The following is a 20790-nucleotide window of genomic DNA, read 5'->3' as shown; positions in this document are numbered from 1 at the left end:
CCACTCTGTTTCTATAATGAGGTTGTTACAAGAAAGGAGGACTTGAAAGCGCTAACATTTGTGGACTTTCGGAGGTTTGCACATTTAATCGAGGAGGAAAATAATGCGCACAGGCAAGTACGTCGCATGGTCTCTTATCGTTACCATGCTAATCTCGGGCTTTTTTCTGTCTGTCGGATCTCCAGATGTTGTTTCCGCGGCTGGCGGGACGAATCTGACACTGGGCAAAACCGTAACGGCGAGCGGGTACGCCGACGTCTACGGACCGGATAACGCGAAAGACGGCAACGCAAGCACCTATTGGGAGAGCACGAACAATGCATTCCCTCAATGGATTCAAGTTGATCTTGGGGCGAATACGAGCATTGATCAGATCGTTCTGAAAATTCCCGCAGGTTGGGAAGCGCGTACGCAAACGCTGGCCGTGCAGGGGAGCGAGAACGGAACGACATTCTCGAACATCGTAGGGTCCGCGGGTTATGCGTTCAATCCTACGGTCGCAGGCAACTCGGTCACGATCGACTTTGCGGCTACGAGTACCCGATACGTTCGGCTGAACGTTACCGGGAATACGGGCTGGCAGGCAGCTCAGCTGTCGGAATTCGAAATATACGGTACGAGCGGGCCAACGCCGACGCCAAGTCCGACGCCAACGCCTCCGCCGTCGGGCACTTACCAAGCCGAAGCTGCCGCATTGTCGGGAGGGGCGAAAGTGAATACGGATCATAGCGGCTACTCCGGAACCGGTTTTGTTGACGGATATTGGACGCAAGGGGCGGCGACGACGTTCACCGTTACCGTGCCGACTGCTGGCAGTCGCAACGTTACGCTTAAGTACGCCAACGCAAGCGGAAGCGCGAAGACGGTAAGCGTCTACGTCAACGGTTCGAAAATCCTTCAAACCTCTCTGCCTAGTCTGGCGAACTGGGATACGTGGGGGAGCAAACAAGAAGTTCTTACCCTCAATGGGGGGAACAACACGATTGCCTACAAATACGATGCGGGCGATTCCGGCAACGTTAACCTTGACCAAATCACGGTAGATACGACAACAACACCGACTCCAACACCGACTCCAACTCCTACGCCAACACCGACACCAACACCAACACCAACACCGACACCAACACCAACACCGACACCAACACCAACACCGACACCAACACCAACACCGACACCGCCTCCCGGCAGCAACATCGCGATCGGCAAATCGATCACCGCATCCTCCAACACGCAAACTTTCGTGGCATCCAACGCTAACGACAACGACACCAACACCTATTGGGAAGGCGGCGGCAATCCAAGCACGTTAACGCTTGATCTCGCGGCGAACCATGACATTACGTCTATCGTGCTTAAGCTGAATCCGGCTTCGATATGGGGCACGCGCACGCAAACGATTCAAGTGCTCGGCCACAATCAGAACACGACGACCTTTAGCAATCTCGTATCCGCGCAATCGTATACGTTTAATCCGGCCTCCGGCAATTCGGTAACGATTCCGGTAACGGCGACGGTGAAACGTCTACAGCTTAACATTACGTCCAACACCGGCGCACCGGCCGGACAGATCGCCGAGTTCCAAGCGTTCGGAACGCCTTCGGCGAATCCGGATCTGACGATCACCGGCATATCTTGGTCGCCGACGTCTCCGGTCGAGACCAGCGCCATTACTTTGAACGCTACGGTTAAGAACAACGGAACCGCCAGCTCCGCGGCGACGAACGTGAATTTCTATCTGAACAACGAGTTGGCGGGCACCGCTCCGGTAGCGGGACTTGCGGCTGGCGCTACAACCACGGTATCGGTAAACGCGGGTACGAAATCCTCCGCTACCTACTCGGTCAGCGCCAAGGTAGACGAGAACAACGCGATCATCGAGCAGAACGAATCGAACAACAATTATACGCAACCGACTTCGCTTACCGTTGTTCCCGTTTCAAGCTCCGATCTCGTAGCCGCCGTATCTTGGACTCCGACCACTCCGGTCGCCAACAATTCGGTTTCCTTTGCCGTCAATCTGAAAAACCAAGGAACGATTGCTTCCGCAGCCGGAGCCCACGGAATTACAGTCGTGCTTAAAAATGCCGCCGGGGCAACGATCCAAAGCTTTAGCGGATCCTATAACGGCACTTTAGCCACGGGAGCATCCGCGATCGTTAACATTCCGGGGACGTGGACGGCGATTAACGGCAGCTATACGGTTACGACTACCGCAGCGGTAGACGCTAACGAATTAGCGATTAAGCAAGCGAATAATACGAGTACAACGAATCTTGTCGTCTATTCCGCTCGAGGAGCGAGCATGCCGTATAGCCGATACGATACCGACGACGCTACCCGCGGCGGAGGAGCGACGCTTCAGACGGCGCCGACGTTCGATCAATCGCTGATCGCTTCCGAAGCTTCCGATCAACGCTATATCTCGCTTCCTTCGAACGGCTCCTACTTGCAATGGACCGTTAAGCAAGGGCAAGGCGGCGCGGGCGTTACGATGAGATTTACGATGCCGGATTCGTCGAACGGCATGGGACTAAACGGATCGCTTGACGTTTACGTGAACGGAGCCAAGGTCAAAACCGTGCCTTTGACGTCCTACTACAACTGGCAGTATTTCTCGAGCGATCAACCTGCCGATACGCCTTCCGGTGGACGGCCGCTGTTCCGATTCGATGAAGTTCATTGGAAACTGGATACGCCTCTACAACCCGGAGACACGATTCGCATTCAAAAAGCCAACGACAGCATTGAATACGGCGTCGACTTCCTGGAGATCGAGCCGGTTCCGACAGCCATCGCGCGTCCGGCCAACTCCGTTTCCGTAACCGATCACGGAGCCGTCGCGAACGACGGTCAGGATGATCTTGCGGCCTTCGAAGCCGCGGTAACGGCGGCGGTCGCGAGCGGCAAATCCTTGTATATCCCTGAAGGAACTTTTCATCTTAGCAGCATGTGGAAGATCGGTACCGTCGCTAATAAGCTCAACAACTTCACGATCATGGGCGCCGGAATCTGGCACACGAACATCCAGTTCACCAACCCCAATGTGTCGGGAGGCGGTATCTCTTTCCGCATCCAGGGACAGCTTGATTTTAGCCACATCTATATGAATTCGAACTTGCGATCTCGTTATCACGAGGGAGCCATATACAAAGCTTTCATGGATAACTTCGGAACCAATTCCAAAGTGCACAACGTCTGGGTAGAGCACTTCGAATGCGGGTTCTGGGTCGGAGACTACGCGCATACGCCGGCAATCATTGCGAGCGGACTGGTGATCGAGAACAGTCGGATCCGGAACAACTTAGCCGACGGCGTTAATTTCGCGCAAGGAACAAGCAACTCGACCGTACGCAACAGCAGCATTCGCAATAACGGCGATGACGGACTTGCCGTATGGACGAGTAACGTTAACGGGGCGCCCGCGGGAGTGAATAATACGTTCTCCTTTAACACGATCGAGAACAACTGGCGCGCGGGAGGCATCGCGTTTTTCGGAGGCGGCGGTCACAAGGCTACTAACAATTTGATCAAAGACACCGTAGGCGGTTCCGCAATCCGAATGAATACCGTGTTCCCAGGTTACCACTTCCAGAACAATACCGGTATTCTGTTCTCGGACACGACTATCATCAACAGCGGAACAAGTAAAGATCTGTACAACGGCGAACGCGGCGCGATCGATCTGGAAGCTTCCAACGATTCCATTAAGAACGTCACTTTTACGAACATCGATATCCTGAACACTCAGCGCAGCGCTATCCAGTTCGGGTACGGCGGCGGATTCGAGAATATCGTGTTCAACACTATCAATATTAACGGTACCGGCTTAGACGGGATTACCACTTCGCGGTTCACGACGCCTCACCCGGGTGCGGCAATCTACACTTACACGGGCAACGGTAGCGCTACTTTCAATAATCTGACGACCAGCAATATCGCTCATCCGAATCTGTATTTCATTCAGAGCGGTTTCGGACTGATCATTCATTAAGAACTCAAGCTAAATGAATGGGGGGAGCTCTTCGGAGCTCCTCTTTTCGCGATTTTTTTCGCCAATCCTCGCGAAAGCTATGTTATAATTTTAACAATTTTCCAATGAGGAGATTAAGAGATGGAGATTAGAATCGATGATCTAACCGGTGCCAAAATCGTTCGGTTAATCGGGGAACATCTGCGGGGGATGGCGGACAATACGCCTCCGGAAAGCGTACATGCCTTAAATCTCGATGGGCTTAGAAAACCGGATATTACTTTCTGGAGCGTATGGGAACAGGACGAGCTACTGGGCTGCGGAGCGCTTAAAGAGCTTGAGGGCAGACACGGAGAGTTAAAATCGATGAGGACAGCTTCCGTGCATATGCGCAAAGGCGTAGCTAAGACTCTTCTCGAACACATCATTAATGAAGCCAAACAACGCGGATATCGTCTGTTAAGCTTGGAAACGGGTTCCGGGGAAGCTTTCGAAGCCGCGAGAAAACTATATGCGAACGCCGGTTTTCAAGAATGCGGGCCGTTCGCGGATTATAAGGAAGACCCCTACAGCGTATTTATGTCTTTGAAGCTATGAGGCGATCAATACCCCTCATAACGGTGCACGGAATGTCGGGTTCGAGTTTTCCAATCCTGCTACTCTAATGGTGAAAGGAGGGGGAGGAATTGAATTTGCTGGAGAAGATGAACGGAGCCATAAGCTATATCGAAGATAATCTCGCGAATGAAATCGACTATAAGGAAGTTTCGAGAAGGTCTTTATGTTCGGAATACCATTTCAAGAGAATGTTTTCTTTTCTCGCGGGCGTAACCTTGTCCGAATATATTCGCCGCAGGAGGCTTACGCTTGCCGCATTCGAGTTGAATAACAGCAACGCTAAGATCATTGACGTCGCCGTTAAGTACGGTTACGATTCGCCGGATTCTTTTGCGAGAGCGTTCCAGAGCATGCATGGCGTCACGCCTTCGGATGCGAGGAGAACCGGCCGATCTCTTAAATCCTTCCCGCGCATGTCCTTTCAATTATCCATTAGAGGAGGAATTGAAATGAATTATCGCATCGTAGAGAAAGAGGCGTTCCGCATTGCCGGGATGATGAAAAGAGTACCTGTCGTATTCAACGGGGTGAACCCGGAGATCGCGGAGATGGCTAAGAGCTTGGATGCCGAAACGATCCAAATTCTTAAACGACTGTCTAATGTCGAGCCGCTCGGAATCGTCAGCGCATCGACGAATTTTTCCGAAGGCAGAATGGAGGAACAGGGAGAGCTTGATCATTATATCGGCGTGGCTACGACGATGGAATGCCCGGCGCATCTGGCTCTTCTTGAGGTTCCTGCTACGACTTGGGCGGTTTTCGAAGCGGTTGGTCCCTTTCCCGATACCCTTCAGGATGTATGGGGCCGCATCTATTCCGAATGGTTCCCGTCTTCGAATTATCAACTATCGGAAGGGCCGGAATTGTTGTGGAACGAGCATCCCGATACGACCTCGCCGAATTATCGAAGCGAAATCTGGATTCCGGTAACGAAAGGAAATACGGAATTCGAATAATCCGCTCCCGTTAATATGCTAGAAGCAGCCGCCCGATCGATTGGGCGGCTCCTTTAGTGATCGCTCCTCGATTGCAACAAGCCCTTACCTGACGACCGACTGCACAAGATCGAACCGGATCGCAGCTACGAGCTAAGACTCGGTCAATCTTTGTTCGTCAATACGATTAACGGCAGGTCGTTCCATGAAATTCCGCCGATGATGGTTAGAGAATGCGATTTTTATAGACCGCTCACAGAGGATTACAGCCAACAGTTCCGCAGTTTTCAACCAAATAGACCGCTCACAGCGGTCTACAGCCCACAGCTCCGCGGTTTTCGACCAAATAGACCGCTCACAGCGGCTTACAGTAGAGTTCAACGAAACGAGGCCAAAAAAGTACCTTGTTGGACGGAAGTACGACGAGTGCGGCGAAAGTAAGCCAATTACACTCATGAACTGAATGTCGCGGGGATGGACAGTTTACGGATAAGAATGTTACTTTCAATTATAGAGGAGGAGTCGGAAAAGGGAAAATTGGAGGGATATCGTTGAATGCAGCGGAAATAGAAGTTCAATCAAACCCCTATCAAGGGTATATCGATTCACCGGATAAACAGCAAAAGTTGTATAAACGGACGCTGATTGTTATCGTTATTTCGCAAATCTTCGGGGGAGCGGGACTGGCAGCCGGGGTAACCGTCGGAGCGCTGCTAGCTCAAGATATGATGGGAGCCAGCAGCTTCGCAGGGGTGCCGGCAGCGTTAATTACGTTCGGCTCCGCTTTGTCGGCACTGCTTGTCGGCCGACTTTCGCAGCGGTTCGGTCGACGTACCGGACTTGCATCGGGTTTTATAGCCGGCGGTATAGGCGCGATCGGTATCGTGCTTGCCGCGGTTGCAGATCAGCTCGCGCTTCTCTTTGTATCCTTGCTTATTTACGGAGCGGGCACGTCTTCGAACTTGCAAGCTCGTTACGCGGGTACGGATTTGGCGAAACCCACGCAACGAGCTCGAGCGGTCAGTCTTGCGATGGTATCGACGACGTTCGGAGCTGTCGCAGGTCCAAACCTAGTCGATGCCATGGGGAGATTCGCTACGTCCATCGATGTTCCGGCCTTGGCCGGTCCGTTCTTATTGGCAGCCGTGGCTTTCCTGCTTGCGGGCGTTGCTCTTCTTGTCTTCCTGCGTCCCGATCCTTTAATCGTAGCTAAGGCTATTGCCGAAGCCAACAAAGTCGACCGGAAGAATGCAACAACCGCGATTGGCAAGATTTCGGCCGTGAATAACCGGGGAATCATCGTCGGGACGACCGTAATGGTGTTAACTCAGATCGTAATGGTCGCCATCATGACGATGACGCCGATTCACATGAAGAACCATGGCCATGGATTAGGAGATGTAGGACTTGTCATCGGTATTCACATCGCCGCGATGTTTCTCCCGTCCCTCGTGACCGGAGTCCTCGTGGATAAGTTCGGCCGTACCGTAATGGCTTGCGCCTCGGGGATTACGTTGTTATCCGCCGGTTTGTTAGCCGCGCTGGCACCGGCAAATTCAATGTTTCTTCTCATCGTCGCTCTCGCGCTGCTCGGACTCGGCTGGAACTTCGGTTTAATTAGCGGTACGGCGCAGATCGTAGATGCAACTACCTTGGAAACGCGCGCGAAAGTGCAAGGGAATATCGATGTTCTAGTCGCCTTGGCAGGGGCTTCCGGCGGGATGTTGTCCGGAATGGTCGTCGCAGGCTCCAGCTTCGCAACCCTGTCGCTTATCGGAGGCGCCCTTTCTTTAATGTTAATTCCGGTTATCATTTGGTCTCGCGGCAAACAGAACTAGTGACGACCATCGTGCAAGAAGCAACTCCGTTCTAATCAATTTCATTCTAAAAATGAGAGAACTTGGCGTATCGTTTCTTATACAGCGCTTCGAGCCCGTTGGAAACCAAGTGAAATCCCGTGATCAGCAACATATAAGAGGCAAGAGGGATGAACAGGATCCACGAATATAAATACATGCTATTTCTCGCTTGCCCGATTAATCCGCCCCATTCGTTGGTACGGCTGAAATACTCGGCAGGATCGAAGTTCATGGTCGTTCCGCCAACGAAGAGATTAAAGATCGCCAATTGACCGAATAAAGTTAAAACGAGTATGACTTCTTGCACGGTCATGATTAAAAAACTTTCTTTCAGGTGCGGGAACAGGTGGGATCGAATGATTTTCCAATGTCCCGCCCCGATGGATTGGGAAGCTACGACGAAAGCTCTGTCGCGAATGACCGACGTTTTATCCTTGATCGAGGATACGACGGAGGGAAGGCCGACAACAGTAAGCACCGCCCCCATTAGGATTGAGATTGCGAGCGGCGAAAGGCTTGGATTTATGGATATCCCGATCAACATCAACCAGAAAATCAAAAATATCGGGATCCCGTTTAGGAAGTTCCAGGAAGAGGGAGCGCGAAGGCGACCCGCCGGATTCGTCCTGAAATAGCCAAGCAACATGCCCAGCATACCGCCTATGAATACTCGCATGAACGCAATTCCTACGGAAAGAAAGATCGTATATTTCGCGCCGTCCATGAGTTTGGCCATCAGATCGTAACCGTTCTTATCGGTTCCGAACGGGTAATTCGAGCCCGGTCGAACCGGCGGAGCGATGACTTCTCCTTTCCCCTGATCGTTGACGATGTACTCGATTTTTACTTGGTCTTTCAGATCATGGGGGGCGAAATACCCTCCGAACAAGGCTACCGCAATCATGATCGCCGTTATGAGCAGTCCGGCCAGTAAAGTTTTGTTCATCGGACCAACACCTTCTCCCATCCCCATAGGTATGTCTTAAGAAGCGCGAACACAACAGCGTACAGGACTAATAAAGTGAGCAGCCCGTTTACGACAAGGGCATACTGGTAACCTTCGTTGGCAAAGGCATCGGCGAACAATAACATCGTTACTCCGTGCATGTTGTACAAATATTCCACGATAAAAATATTTCCCATCAAAATGCCTAACAACTTATGTAAATCGGCCTTGATAAACGGCAATACGTTCGGCAAGGCGTGATAAAAAACGATATACCATTTGCCTAACCCGCGGGATTTGGCAAAGCTAATATAATCTTCCGTCAGCGTAAGCTTCATCTGTAAAGCCACGTTCCGAATCATATAGTTAGCGGGAATGATGAGAGAAGAGATCAGAGGCAGAATAATCGCGGGATCGTCGGCGGTTACGCTGGCGACCTGGAAAAGGACGACTCCGGTTTCCGAAGCGACGAAAACGATAAGAAACTGAAGCAGTAGAATCATGATAAAATCGGGCACAACACCGATAAATTCAACGGTTCGCTTCAACCAGTCGGCGCCGGATAACGCAAAATAAATACCGATCAGGATGCCGATCGTCGTTCCGATCAACGCGCCTCCGGCAATATTGAGTAACGAGACTTTGAAATAACCTCCGATTTGCTCCCAGAAGACAAGCTCGGATCGACCAGCCAAGAAGCGAAAAGACTCGCCCGTCCCGATCCCTATAAAATAGTCCTTTACTGCGGTAAAGCTCTGCGACCAGTCCAAACGAAGGGAACTGCCGCTCTCGTTAAGTTGAAGCAAATGAGGAAGAACGGCCATGAAGAAAATAAATACGAATGCGAGCGGTACGGTCATTGCTGATTTGACAACCCTTGCCATTCGGTCAGCTTCCTTTCTCCAATATTTGTTACATCTAGTATAACTTTTACACGAATAATATGGCGATATGAAATTTCGAAATCATCCGTAACCATCGATCTGATATACTTGCCAATAACGACGTTTATCGGAAATATCGGAAGGGGAGTATTTCATTGACTCTGCAACAATTAAAGTACGTTATCGAAGTCGCCAATCAGGGTTCGATTAACGAAGCTGCCAAGCGGTTATTTATATCTCAGCCAAGCCTTTCGAATGCGATCAAGGATTTAGAGGAAGAAATGAAATTAGAGATTTTCGAGAGATCGAACAAAGGGATTTCGCTTTCCAAAGAAGGCGTCGAGTTCTTAAGTTATGCGCGACAGGTCGTCGAGCAGGCGGAGTTGCTGGAGAGCCGGTATTTGAATGCCAAGCCTTCTCCGCAGCATTTCTCGGTATCGACACAGCATTACGCTTTCGCGGTAAATGCGTTCGTGAGTCTCGTTCGCGAGCATGGTCAGGAAGAATACGAGTTATCCTTACGAGAGACCAAAACTTACGAGATTATCGAAGATGTCAAAACCTTGCGAAGCGAGATCGGGATATTATATTTGAACGAGTTCAACGGCAAAGTCATCAACAAGCTGCTTAAATCCGCGAATTTACAATTCAACAGCTTATTTACGGCAAATCCGCATATTTTCATCAGCATTAACAATCCGTTGGCGAGACAATCTATCGTGACGATAGATCAGCTTCAGAACTATCCCTATTTGTTTTTTGATCAAGGCGACTATAATTCCTTTCATTTCTCCGAAGAAATTCTCAGTACGTTGTCGCATAAGAAAAGCGTTAGGGTCACCGACAGAGCGACGTTATTCAACCTATTGATCGGCTTGAACGGATATACGATATCGACTGGGGTGCTTAGCGCGGATTTGAATGGTAACGAGATCATTCCCGTTCCGTTGGATTGCGGGGAAACGATTAACGTCGGTTGGATTTCCCATAGGAACACGACACTATCCAAGCTCGGAACAGCCTACATCGAAGCGCTGATCGAGGCGACGGTTACAGCCCTTTAAGTGTCCGGTATAGCCTGAGGCTATGTCTAGCTATAGTTTAATCCAGTTACGCTATATCCGATGAAACATGATATCTTTCTTGTAACAATTCATTTAGGAGTGTTACGAGATGGCGAAAAGCAGCGTATTGGGTTATCCGCGCATTGGCGCGGAGCGAGAGTGGAAAAAGGCTCTGGAAGCGTTCTGGGCAGGAAAGCTGGAAGAAACGGAATTTCAAAGCCAACTGAAGGCGATTCGCTTGAATCATTTGCGCAAGCAACTTTTGAAAGGCATAGACATCATTCCGGTTAACGACTTCAGTTATTACGATCACGTGTTGGATACGGCCGCGATGTTCGGAATCGTACCGAATCGTTTCCCTTACGAAGGCGGCGCCGTGCCTTTGTCCGTGTACTATGGCATGGCCAGAGGAACGAAGGAAGCAACGGCAAGCGAGATGACCAAGTGGTTTAACACGAACTACCACTACATCGTGCCTGAATTAGACGGGGCAAAACCGACTTTGACGGAAAATAAACCTCTCGCGGCTTACCGGGAAGCCAAATCGGAGCTTGGAATCGAAGGCAAGCCGGTCATCTTGGGACCTTTAACGTTCTTGAAGCTGTCCAAAGGATATAAAGCATCGGAAACGGATGCATGGGTAGATCGCTTGCTTCCGCTCTACGTTCAGATCCTTCGGGAGCTGGCGGATGAAGGCGTACAATGGGTTCAGATCGACGAGCCGATCCTTGTCACCTCGATCAACGAAGACGATTTGCGTCGTCTGAACACGATTTACGGCACGATCGCTGCAGCGGTGCCTCAGTTGAATGTCATGCTGCAAACTTATTTCGAATCGGCTGAAAGCTATCGCGATCTCATTGCGCTGCCCGTTCAAGGTATCGGACTCGATTTCGTTCACGGATTGTCGGGCAACCTCGAGGCGATCAAACAATTCGGCTTCCCGTCCGGCAAAGTTCTAGGAGCTGGAGTCATCGACGGCCGCGGTATTTGGAAGGCTTCGCTCCGTGAAAAGCTGTCTCTGCTGGAAACGTTAACCGAATATGTCGGCGCTGATCGGATCGTCGTGCAATCGTCGTGCAGCTTGCTTCACGTACCGGTCTCGACGCAATACGAAACGAAGCTCGCTCCCGAGTTGAAGAACGCTCTAGCATTCGCGGACGAGAAGCTGGATGAGCTCGTGTTGTTGGCCAAAGCCTTTACTTCCGGCGAATCCGCGATCAGCGAAGAGCTCACAAACAGCGAAAACGCGGTTCAAGCGCTTAAGCAATCGGATGAGCGCAACCGTACGGCAGTGAAGAACGCCGTAGCTGCCATTAGCGCGCAGCAACCATTGCGCAGCCGTCCGTTCTCCGAACGTCAAATCGCGCAACAGGAAAAATGGCAATTGCCGTTGTTCCCGACGACGACCATCGGCAGCTTTCCGCAATCCGCGGAAGTTCGCAAAGCCCGTCAGCTGTGGCGCAAAGGCGAGTGGAATCAAGAGAAGTACGAAGGATTCATTCGCGAGCAGATTGACCTCTGGATTAAGCTGCAAGAAGAGATCGGGTTGGACGTTCTCGTGCACGGGGAATTCGAGAGAACGGATATGGTCGAATTTTTTGGAGAGAAACTGGCCGGATTCGCGTTCACGCAAAACGGTTGGGTTCAATCGTACGGTTCCCGTTGCGTAAAACCGCCAATTATTTACGGAGACGTGGCGTTCGAAAATGCAATGACCGTCGAAGAAACGAAATATGCCCAGTCCAAGACGAAGCACCCGGTTAAAGGCATGCTGACTGGCCCGATTACGATCATGAACTGGTCGTTCGTCCGCGACGACATTCCGCGCGAGCAAATCGCCTACCAATTGGCTTATGCGCTCAGACAAGAAGTAGAGGCGCTGGAAAGCGCGGGCATCGGGATGATTCAAGTGGATGAACCTGCCGTTCGCGAAGGATTGCCATTGAAAGCGCAAGATCAAGCCGAGTACTTGGCTTGGGCCGTCAAAGCTTTCCGCATGACGACTTGTACGGTTGAAGAGACGACGCAGATTCACACGCATATGTGTTATTGCGAATTCCACGATATGATCGATTCGATCGAAGAGATGGACGCGGACGTCATCTCGATCGAGACTTCCCGTAGCCATGGGGAATTGATCCATAGCTTCGAGCTGAATACGTACAAGTTGGGCATCGGCCTCGGCGTATACGACATTCACAGTCCTCGGGTTCCGGAAGTCGAAGAGATGACGGGCATGATCGATCGCGCCCTGCAAGTTCTCGATCCGAAGCTATTCTGGATCAACCCGGATTGCGGCTTGAAAACGAGAGGAACCGAAGAAACGGTCGCTTCCTTGCGCAACATGGTCGAAGCGACGCGGATCGCGCGTTCGAAGCACGCGTAAGAAAGCGAAGATGATATAGTTCCAAGTAAGACGCGGGTTTCTGCCAAGCGATTTGGCGATAACCCGCGTCTTTTTTTGCGTCATATCCACTAGAAATGGATGGCGTTTTGGATAACTCAACGTCACGAGATATAATAAGGTTATCTAAGCATTACATACGTTAAAGGGAGGTCAATCATGCGGAAATCCATCATCGCGGTCGATATGGACGATACGATATGCCATCTCGTCAAGCGCGCTATCTACCACAACAACATCGACTTCCCGACTCACCCGCTTCGCTATGAAGAAATGTTCGACTGGAACACGGATCATTTGCGTCATCCGGATAGTTCGCATGAAATCTTTTTTGGACGCCCGGGACTGTATGAGGAACTTGATCTGTTCGACGAACACGTCGTCGAGGAGATGGAGAAGCTTCACGGGGCTTACGACGTCGTTATCGTTACGGCCGCGCAACCGTCATCGGTGTTGGAGAAATGGAACTGGCTCCAAAAGCATATGCCGTTTATTCCTCTGGAAAACTTCATCGCGTGCAAACGAAAAAGCCTGATCGCTTACGATCTCCTCATCGACGACGGCGCCCATAATCTAGTCCCGGCGTTGGAAGCGGGGAGAAAAGTACTCTGCATTCCGCATCCATGGAATCTGCGCGCGCGGGAACAGTACGATTTTCCGTTGATGACGGAGTGGAAGAACGCCAAAGAAAGAGTAGATCAGATATTGGCCGATTGAACGCATTTCGGATATTCGATGTCGAACGGAAAGTTTAATTATAGCCGTTTAATCGCTTTCGTCAGGGACCGGTCGGTCGTACAATAAAAGGTGTCGGGCCCGACTAATCTCCAAGAAAGGAGCTGATCGCATTGATCTACCAATATGAGGTGATTTCCTCTTAATCGAGGATCGCCAATTAGGGGGGAGGCCGCAAGCCTCCCTTTTTCAGCTTATCGGAAAGTAAAATTCGCTTAAAGCTGTTGTGAAATGAAAAGGCCTTCTATATACTGTAACCGTGCATTACATTTAATGGAAAGGGGATATTCAAGATGCCGCAAGCAAACAAGGTGAGAGAACGCTAACCGAATACCGTCCGCTCTGGAAGTCCGTGCAATGGAATAGGTATCTGGGGAGCACGAGCCTTGCGTTCGTGTTTTTGTTATTTTATTAACCAATAACCGAGAGGAGGATGAAAGATATGGGAATGGCAGTTGCGGAACGGATGAAAGTAGCCACGAACGCTTTAGAAACGAAGGAGGGCCAACTTGATCTACAAAAACGGGAGAGATGTGCTTCCCCCTAGCTTGCTTAAGGAGCTGCAGAAATATATCAACGGCGAACTGGTCTATATTCCTAGATTGGACGAACAGCGCGCCCGCTGGGGAGAAGTCAGCGGAACGAGAAAGCTGCTGGCGGAACGCAACAAGGAGATCTGCCGCTTGCATAAGGACGGATCGACTATCGCGGAGCTTGAACTTAAGTACCATTTGACCACCGAGAGTATTCGAAAAATCATCATAAAATCACGTAGACAATCGATTGTCGGCGGAGGAACCCATGGCGATTCAAAGTATGCTCCCGGAACCTATTCGCATCCGACTATCCGGTGAGCCGGTCTTTAGCGTTAAGACGGATTTGATGCCCGACGGACATTTCGGAGAAAGAATTTCCCCGTTATTGTCCGAGCTGCGGGAACCCGCTGTCCGAGGAAACGCAATCCTGCCCGATCTGCAAGAGCAAGGGCAAGGTGCTCTTCCGCATGTTGCGGTACGCGCAACCCTATAAAACGCAGATGGCGGTCGCTATCATCCTACTTATGTTGACCACGGCCGTGGAGTTGATTCCTCCCTATCTGACGAAGATCATGATCGACGATGTGCGTGCTCCAGCCCAAGAATACGGGATCCGCACTCCTATGGGTCGTGCTCGGGCTCGGATCGACTTTCTTGGTGATGTCCGCGATGCAGACAGTCCGCGGCCTTATCGGGGTGTGGGTAGGCTCCAAGCTGAAAGGATTAGCGTTTAGGCAATGATTACGCATAAAAAGGCCGCAATCCAGAAGTGACTACACTTTGGGTTACGGCTTTTTTAGCTAGAACATAAGATTAGGATGAAGATTTGCCGCGCGTCGTTGAGCCCAATTGAATAATTTGCTCTTCCAGTACCCAACTGGCGTTGTCCAAAAATTGCGTAATGAGCGCCAACTCGTCTTCCTTATAAGAGGAGGCCAGTCTAATCATTGCCGCATGAAGCGGTTCGTACGTTCGGCTAACTTCTTCTCTATTTTCATACAAGGGGACAATAATCACTTTACGACGATCGTTAGGGTCATTCTGCCTGCGTACGAAGCCGTTTTTTTCAAGCCGGTCGATTAACGCGGTAATACTGCCCGTAGATAGCCCGGTTAAATTGGATAACTCTCCAGCGGTGATGGGACCTTTCTCGCGCAGGATGTCTACGGATAAATAATCGTTATTATATAACCCTAGCGAGGCTGCTACTTTTTGCTGGTACAGCACCGTTCGAGAACCCAGACCGCGCATGCGTAAGGTGAAATTTTCCTGCTGCTCCGTTGGTTGGTCCTGTTGATCGCTTGACAAAAGACACCCCTCCTTTTAAGATAAAAATATCTTGATTATCAAGATATTCGTTTAATAAGATACTTGATAAACGGATGATTGTTTAAGTTCATTTTAGCGAAACGATGATAAATTTGCAAAGGGGAACGATATTGGACTGAGGAGAGAAGTATTTATGAAAGATACGATAGTCATTAATGGCGCTCGGGAAAATAATTTGAAAAATATTTCTCTCGAAATACCGAAGATCAAGTTGGTCGTTCTGACCGGACCTTCGGGTTCGGGCAAATCTACTCTAGCGATGGATACGCTTCAGCGGGAATGTCAGAGACAGTACATGGATTCCATGGGAATGATGGCGGACGCGATCGGCAGGCCGAAAGTAGAGTCAATCGAAGGTTTATCGCCTTCCATTAGCGTCGGCCAGCATGCGACCAATCGCAATCCCCGTTCGACCGTAGGAACCGCAACCGACCTCTACACTTATGTACGATTTATTTTTGCCAGATTGGGAGAAAGGAAATGTCCTTCCTGCAAGGGCAGCATTCCGCCATCTTTCGAACCATCCGGCAGACCGGATGAGGAAGACGAGTGGATGGATCGTCAGACAATGGACTGTCCGCATTGCGGTACTGAGCTCGTGAAGGTGGGAATGTCGCACTTTTCTTTCAACAAACCCGAGGGGGCTTGCGAATCGTGCGGCGGACTCGGTCATGTGGCTAGCATTAATGAAGCGGCGGTATTCAATGGGGATCTGAGTTTGAGCGAAGGGGGCGTTGCCTCTCTGAACGGCGTCCATCGCGATATTCAAACCCGAATTCTAATGGCCGCCGGCAAACATTTCGGATTCGAGTTCGATCCCCAACAGCGGTTGAAGGATTACGGCGAAGTCCAGCGGGATATGCTTTACTACGGAGTCGAAAGCGACGCCTTCAAGCGCCATTATCCGAACGTAAAGCCGATTCAAGGGACGAAATTCGAGGGGGTCATCCCCGGGTTATGGCGGCGTTACAAGGAGAAAGACGGGGAAGTCGGCTCCCAGGAGAAGGAGGGAGGATTTTTCCGCGAGCAGTTATGTCCCGATTGTCTCGGCGCTCGGTTGAAGAAGGAAGTTCTTCTCGTTCGAGTAGCGGGTTGTTCCATATCCGACGTGTCGGACTGGTCGCTCGGCGAAGTATACGAGTGGACGAAAGGACTGATGGAGGCGCTGCCCGTCGAAGGTCATCATTTACTGAAGCCGATACTCCACGATATGCCTATGCGGCTAAAGCGGGTTATCGACGTCGGGCTCGGCTATCTTTCCCTGAACCGTCAGACGGTGACGTTGTCCGGCGGAGAAGCGCAAAGAATGCGTCTAGCTTCGTTGCTTGGCTCGGGGTTGACCGGAGTGCTGTACATTCTGGACGAACCAACGACTGGGCTTCATCCTCGGGATACGCAAGGACTGATTAGAGTGCTTCAGCAATTGCGGGATCTCGGCAATACCGTGCTCGTTATCGAGCACGATGTCGAGATGATGAGAGCCGCCGATCATATTATCGATATCGGCCCTGGTGCCGGCGTGCATGGCGGTAACGTTGTGGGCCAAGGCAGCTTGGAGGATTTAATGGCAAGCGAGCTTTCGGTTACCGGCGCTTACTTGAGAGCGGAGAATCTCGAGTCAACCGCTCGCGTCCGCAGGCAAGGGAATGGGGGGCAGATCACGATTCGGCAAGCGCGGTCCCGCAATATCGATATCCCTGTCGTGACCTTCCCGCTCGGATGTCTAGTGTCGGTTACCGGGGTATCGGGCTCGGGAAAATCCACGCTTGTGTTCGATATTCTTGCCCGGTGGAACCCTGAAAGCCGCGAAAAGACAGGATGCAAGGAAATGTCCGGTATGGAGCAAGTCGGTAACATCGTAATCATCGACCAATCGCCAATGGGGAGAATGCAGCGTTCGAATGTCGCGACTTATACGGATGCGTTCACTCAAATACGTCAGTTGTATGCTAATCTTCCGGAGGCGAAGACGAGGAAGCTATCCGCTAAGCATTTCTCGTTCAATACGCCGGGAGGACGTTGCGAGACTTGCCAGGGGTTGGGCGTGCTGAGCTTGGATATGAATTTCATGCCCGATCTGGAAGTAAAGTGCCACGACTGCAAGGGAAGAAGGTTTACGAACGAAGTGCTCCTGGTGACTTATGAAGGCTTCTCCATATCGGATGTACTGAACATGTCTATTCAGGAAAGCCTGCCTCTTCTTAAGTCCGAAACCAAAATCGCCGGTTTGATCGAGACGTTATGCGAGGTCGGGCTTGGTTACTTGAAATGGTGTCAGTCTGTCAAAACCTTATCCGGAGGCGAGGGACAGCGCATTAGATTAGCGAAGGAGCTGAGCAAACCTTCCAAAAATCATACTCTCTATCTGTTGGATGAGCCCACGACGGGTCTTCATCCGTCGGACATTAACCAGTTACATGCTTTATTGAGCAAACTGGTCGATTCCGGAAATACCGTCGTCGTTGTCGAGCACAGTCTGGAATTGATCCGGGAATCCGATTGGGTAATCGACATCGGTCCGGAAGGGGGATCGGCTGGCGGTAAGCTCGTTGCCGAAGGAACTCCTGAGCAAATCGCCGATGTACCGGCTTCTTACACGGGAAAGTTTTTAAAACCGATTTTGAGGGGAATTCGTTGAGATGACAAAGAAAAATAATATGGGCATAATCCTTGGAGGACTGCTGCTATCCATCCTTATGGCATCGATGGACAACACGATCGTAGCCACGGCTATCGGCACGATCGTTGGCGACCTCGGCGGCTTCGACAAATTAATGTGGGTGACCTCGGCTTATTTGGTAGCGGAGATGGCGGGAATGCCGATCTTCGGTAAGTTGTCGGATATGTATGGGCGCAAGCGCTTCTTTATTTTTGGAATCATCGTATTCATGGTCGGTTCGGCGCTATGCGGTACGGCAGACACGATCATAGAACTTAGTATTTACCGCGCGATTCAAGGGATTGGCGGAGGGGCGTTAATGCCTATTGCCTTCACGATCATGTTCGATGTCGTTCCCGCGGATAAACGAGGCAAGATGGGCGGTTTGTTCGGCGCCGTATTCGGTTTATCCAGTATTTTCGGACCTCTTCTCGGAGCTTATATTACGGATTATATCCATTGGTCTTGGATTTTTTACATCAACTTGCCGCTTGGTCTCGTTGCATTCGTCATGATTGCTTTCTTCTACAAAGAGTCCGTAGAGCATTCCAAACAAAAGATCGACTACTTGGGCGCGTTCGCGCTAGTTGCATCCATTGTCTGTTTAATGTTCGCTTTAGAGCTTGGAGGCAAGCAATACGCTTGGGATTCCGGCGTGATCCTCGGTTTGTTCGCGGCTTTCGCGGTGCTTATCGTTGCTTTTATTTTCATCGAACGACGCGCGGAAGAACCCATTATTACCTTCGGAATGTTCAAGAACCGTCTCTACGCGACAAGCAATATCATGGCTATGTTTGCCGGCGCGGCGTTCATAACGGCATCTATTTACATTCCGATCTTTATCCAAGGCGTATTAGGAGGATCGGCAACGAATTCGGGACTTGTCCTGCTTCCGATGATGTTAGGTTCCGTCGTAACGGCCGCGGGCGGCGGCTCCATGTTAGCCAAGTTCAAGTATCGCTCGATCATGATCCCTACTTTGGCGCTCCTGGTCGTCGGCATTGCTCTGCTTACTACGTTAACGACGGGATCGACGCGGTTCATCGTTACGGTCTTTATGATTCTGGTCGGTTTGGGAATCGGAGCATCGTTCTCCGTATTAAGCAATGCGGCGATTCATGGCTTTTCCGCAAGACAGCGCGGTTCCGCCAGCTCGACGCTCAATTTCATGCGTTCATTGGGAATGACGCTTGGGATTACGGTATTCGGCATCATTCAAAGTCATGTGTTCATGAATAAACTAGGCGCCATGTTCGGCGGCGGAGCTCAAATGCCGAAAGGCGTCGATCTAAGCGACCCTCGCAAAATCTTAACTCCCGAAACCCGGGGGCAAATTCCGGATTCGATTCTGGATAAGATTACGGAGGCGCTGTCCTCGTCGATCGTTCAAACTTTTGCCTGGGCGATTATCCCGTCCGTCATTGCGCTTCTTGCCGCGTTCGCCATGAGCAAAGAACGATTCGACCCGGCGGCAGAGATGAAGGAGTATTCGGCTTCGCATTAACAAATTGAGTTGAAAGCCCCCAGAGCAACCTTGAACGAATCCATTGGGATTCGTCCGAGGTTGCTCTGGGGTTTTGTCGTTTAAGTCTTCGTTTATTCGTACCCTACAGATTTACAGTCTACATGAATTTATTTGATAACTTAAAAATTATTTTTTCCGAATCTGTCGATTCTGTCGATGGCCGTTCGTCGTCATAATAGAGGCTCGGAAATCCGATAAAAAGGAGGAAAACTTCATTGAGATGAATCGAAGTCTGTTAGGACTAAATGATATTCGATCGTAACTAAGGAGAGATACCGTGCACGCAGTAACTTCCAAAGACGGAACCAAAATCGCTTACGACAAGACCGGACAAGGGCCGGCTCTCATCCTTGTAACAGGTGCCTTCAGCTACCGGAAGTTCCCCGGTCAGGTACAACTCGCTGAACTTTTGTCGAAGAGCTTCACCGTGTACAACTACGACCGCCGCGGCCGAGGAGATAGCGGAGACAAGCAGCTCTATGAGCTCGCGCGGGAGATTGAAGATCTTCAAGCCATCATCGATGAAGCAGGCGGTTCGGCTCATGTCTGGGGATTGTCATCCGGAGCGGTTCTTGCCCTGCAAGCAGCGGCTAGCGGGCTAAACATTACAAAACTAGCCTTACATGAACCTCCTTTCGTAGTCGGAGCGAATGATCGTAAACCGCCTGAAGATTTCGTCTCGCACGTTACGGAGCTGATTGCCGCCGATCGACGAGCTGAGGCTATCAAGTATTTTATGACCAAAGGAATGGGCGCTCCTTCATTCGTAGTCGGCTTGATGCGATTGATGCCCGGCGTGTGGCGGAATCTGATGGCCGTCGCTCACACGTTGCCATACGACGCGAAAATATTGGATGGTTTTATGGAAGGCAACCCGTTGCCGTCCGAATTGTGGAGCATGGTTACGATGCCAACGTTAGTACTCGAAGGTACGGAAAGTCCCGCTTCGCTGCGTCATGCTGCCAAGGGACTGACCAACGTGCTTCCGAATGCTAAGCTGCTAAGTAAAAAGGGGCTTGGCCATACGAAGAAGCTCGATGCGAAAAAAATCTCCGCGGAGCTTGCGGCATTTTATGGAGGATGAAAAAATAGGAAGGAGATAAATATTATGCATGCGATAAACGCAAAACGGATCAATAATAGGGCATTAAACTTCTTCTCATCGGCGGCATGATAACAGCGCCATTGTTCTACGCGATAACCGTTGCTCAAATCTTCACGCGTGAAGGGTTCGATATTAAGATTCATGCCATCAGTTCTCTAACGTTGGGTGATGCGGGTTGGATTCAGAGCTCTAATTTCATCGTCACAGGATTGTTC

14 protein-coding genes and 1 pseudogene are annotated in these 20790 nt (G+C 50.6%); 12 read left to right on the top strand and 3 right to left on the bottom strand.

Going from position 1 to position 20790, the window contains the following annotated elements; all coding sequences use genetic code 11:
• The first annotated feature begins 103 nt into the window (after positions 1-103).
• The 4 genes from HH215_RS07525 (at position 104) to HH215_RS07510 (ending at position 7364) form a co-directional block, all read left to right on the top strand.
• Positions 104-3994, top strand: coding sequence for a discoidin domain-containing protein (locus tag HH215_RS07525; RefSeq protein ID WP_169279332.1), 3891 nt, complete (start codon positions 104-106; stop codon positions 3992-3994).
• A gap of 120 nt (positions 3995-4114) precedes the next feature.
• Positions 4115-4570, top strand: a complete 456-nt coding sequence (locus HH215_RS07520; protein WP_169279331.1) for a GNAT family N-acetyltransferase — start codon at positions 4115-4117, stop codon at positions 4568-4570.
• Between the two features lie 89 nt (positions 4571-4659).
• Positions 4660-5547 carry an AraC family transcriptional regulator gene (locus HH215_RS07515; protein ID WP_169279330.1) on the top strand — a complete coding sequence of 296 codons (888 nt, stop codon included), beginning with the start codon at positions 4660-4662 and terminating at the stop codon, positions 5545-5547.
• A 524-nt stretch (positions 5548-6071) separates the two neighbouring features.
• Entirely contained in the window at positions 6072-7364 is a 1293-nt protein-coding gene (locus tag HH215_RS07510) for an MFS transporter (protein ID WP_375140515.1), read from the top strand.
• Between the two features lie 46 nt (positions 7365-7410).
• On the opposite strand, the gene HH215_RS07505 is transcribed toward HH215_RS07510, so the two are convergent.
• Positions 7411-8331: an ABC transporter permease gene (locus HH215_RS07505; protein WP_169279329.1), complete on the bottom strand. Its 921-nt coding sequence runs from the start codon at positions 8329-8331 to the stop codon at positions 7411-7413.
• Entirely contained in the window at positions 8328-9215 is an 888-nt protein-coding gene (locus HH215_RS07500) for an ABC transporter permease subunit (protein ID WP_169279328.1), read from the bottom strand. Before HH215_RS07500 ends, HH215_RS07505 begins: the two co-directional genes overlap by 4 nt.
• A 155-nt stretch (positions 9216-9370) precedes the next feature.
• Here HH215_RS07500 and HH215_RS07495 point away from each other — a divergent pair, with 155 nt between their 5' ends.
• From HH215_RS07495 to HH215_RS07480, 4 genes are all read left to right on the top strand, one after another.
• A complete protein-coding gene (locus HH215_RS07495) occupies positions 9371-10279 on the top strand; it encodes a LysR family transcriptional regulator (protein WP_169279327.1) in 909 nt (302 codons plus the stop codon).
• A 109-nt stretch (positions 10280-10388) separates the two neighbouring features.
• On the top strand, positions 10389-12668 hold the full coding sequence (metE, locus tag HH215_RS07490; RefSeq protein WP_169279326.1) for a 5-methyltetrahydropteroyltriglutamate--homocysteine S-methyltransferase: 2280 nt from the start codon (positions 10389-10391) through the stop codon (positions 12666-12668).
• Positions 12669-12845: 177 nt separating this feature from the next.
• On the top strand, positions 12846-13403 hold the full coding sequence (locus HH215_RS07485; RefSeq protein ID WP_169279325.1) for a 5' nucleotidase, NT5C type: 558 nt from the start codon (positions 12846-12848) through the stop codon (positions 13401-13403).
• Positions 13404-13930: 527 nt separating this feature from the next.
• A complete protein-coding gene (locus HH215_RS07480; RefSeq protein WP_169279324.1) occupies positions 13931-14275 on the top strand; it encodes a CD3324 family protein in 345 nt (114 codons plus the stop codon).
• Between the two features lie 495 nt (positions 14276-14770).
• Here the strand turns inward: HH215_RS07480 and HH215_RS07475 are convergent, their stop codons facing one another.
• Positions 14771-15265, bottom strand: coding sequence for a MarR family winged helix-turn-helix transcriptional regulator (locus HH215_RS07475; RefSeq protein WP_169279323.1), 495 nt, complete (start codon positions 15263-15265; stop codon positions 14771-14773).
• A gap of 154 nt (positions 15266-15419) precedes the next feature.
• Here HH215_RS07475 and uvrA point away from each other — a divergent pair, with 154 nt between their 5' ends.
• The 4 genes and pseudogenes from uvrA to HH215_RS37000 all read left to right on the top strand — a co-directional run.
• A complete protein-coding gene (uvrA, locus tag HH215_RS07470) occupies positions 15420-17924 on the top strand; it encodes an excinuclease ABC subunit UvrA (protein ID WP_169279322.1) in 2505 nt (834 codons plus the stop codon).
• Between the two features lies 1 nt (position 17925).
• Positions 17926-19449 carry an MDR family MFS transporter gene (locus HH215_RS07465; protein ID WP_169279321.1) on the top strand — a complete coding sequence of 508 codons (1524 nt, stop codon included), beginning with the start codon at positions 17926-17928 and terminating at the stop codon, positions 19447-19449.
• A gap of 298 nt (positions 19450-19747) precedes the next feature.
• Positions 19748-20554, top strand: coding sequence for an alpha/beta fold hydrolase (locus tag HH215_RS07460; RefSeq protein ID WP_169279320.1), 807 nt, complete (start codon positions 19748-19750; stop codon positions 20552-20554).
• Between the two features lie 86 nt (positions 20555-20640).
• A pseudogene (locus tag HH215_RS37000) lies at positions 20641-20784 on the top strand (DUF998 domain-containing protein); the annotation flags it as partial.
• Between the last annotated feature and the right edge of the window lie 6 nt (positions 20785-20790).

It is taken from the genome of Cohnella herbarum (genome assembly GCF_012849095.1).
GTDB lineage: Bacteria > Bacillota > Bacilli > Paenibacillales > Paenibacillaceae > Cohnella > Cohnella herbarum.
This window is presented reverse-complemented; position numbering and strand designations above follow the sequence as displayed.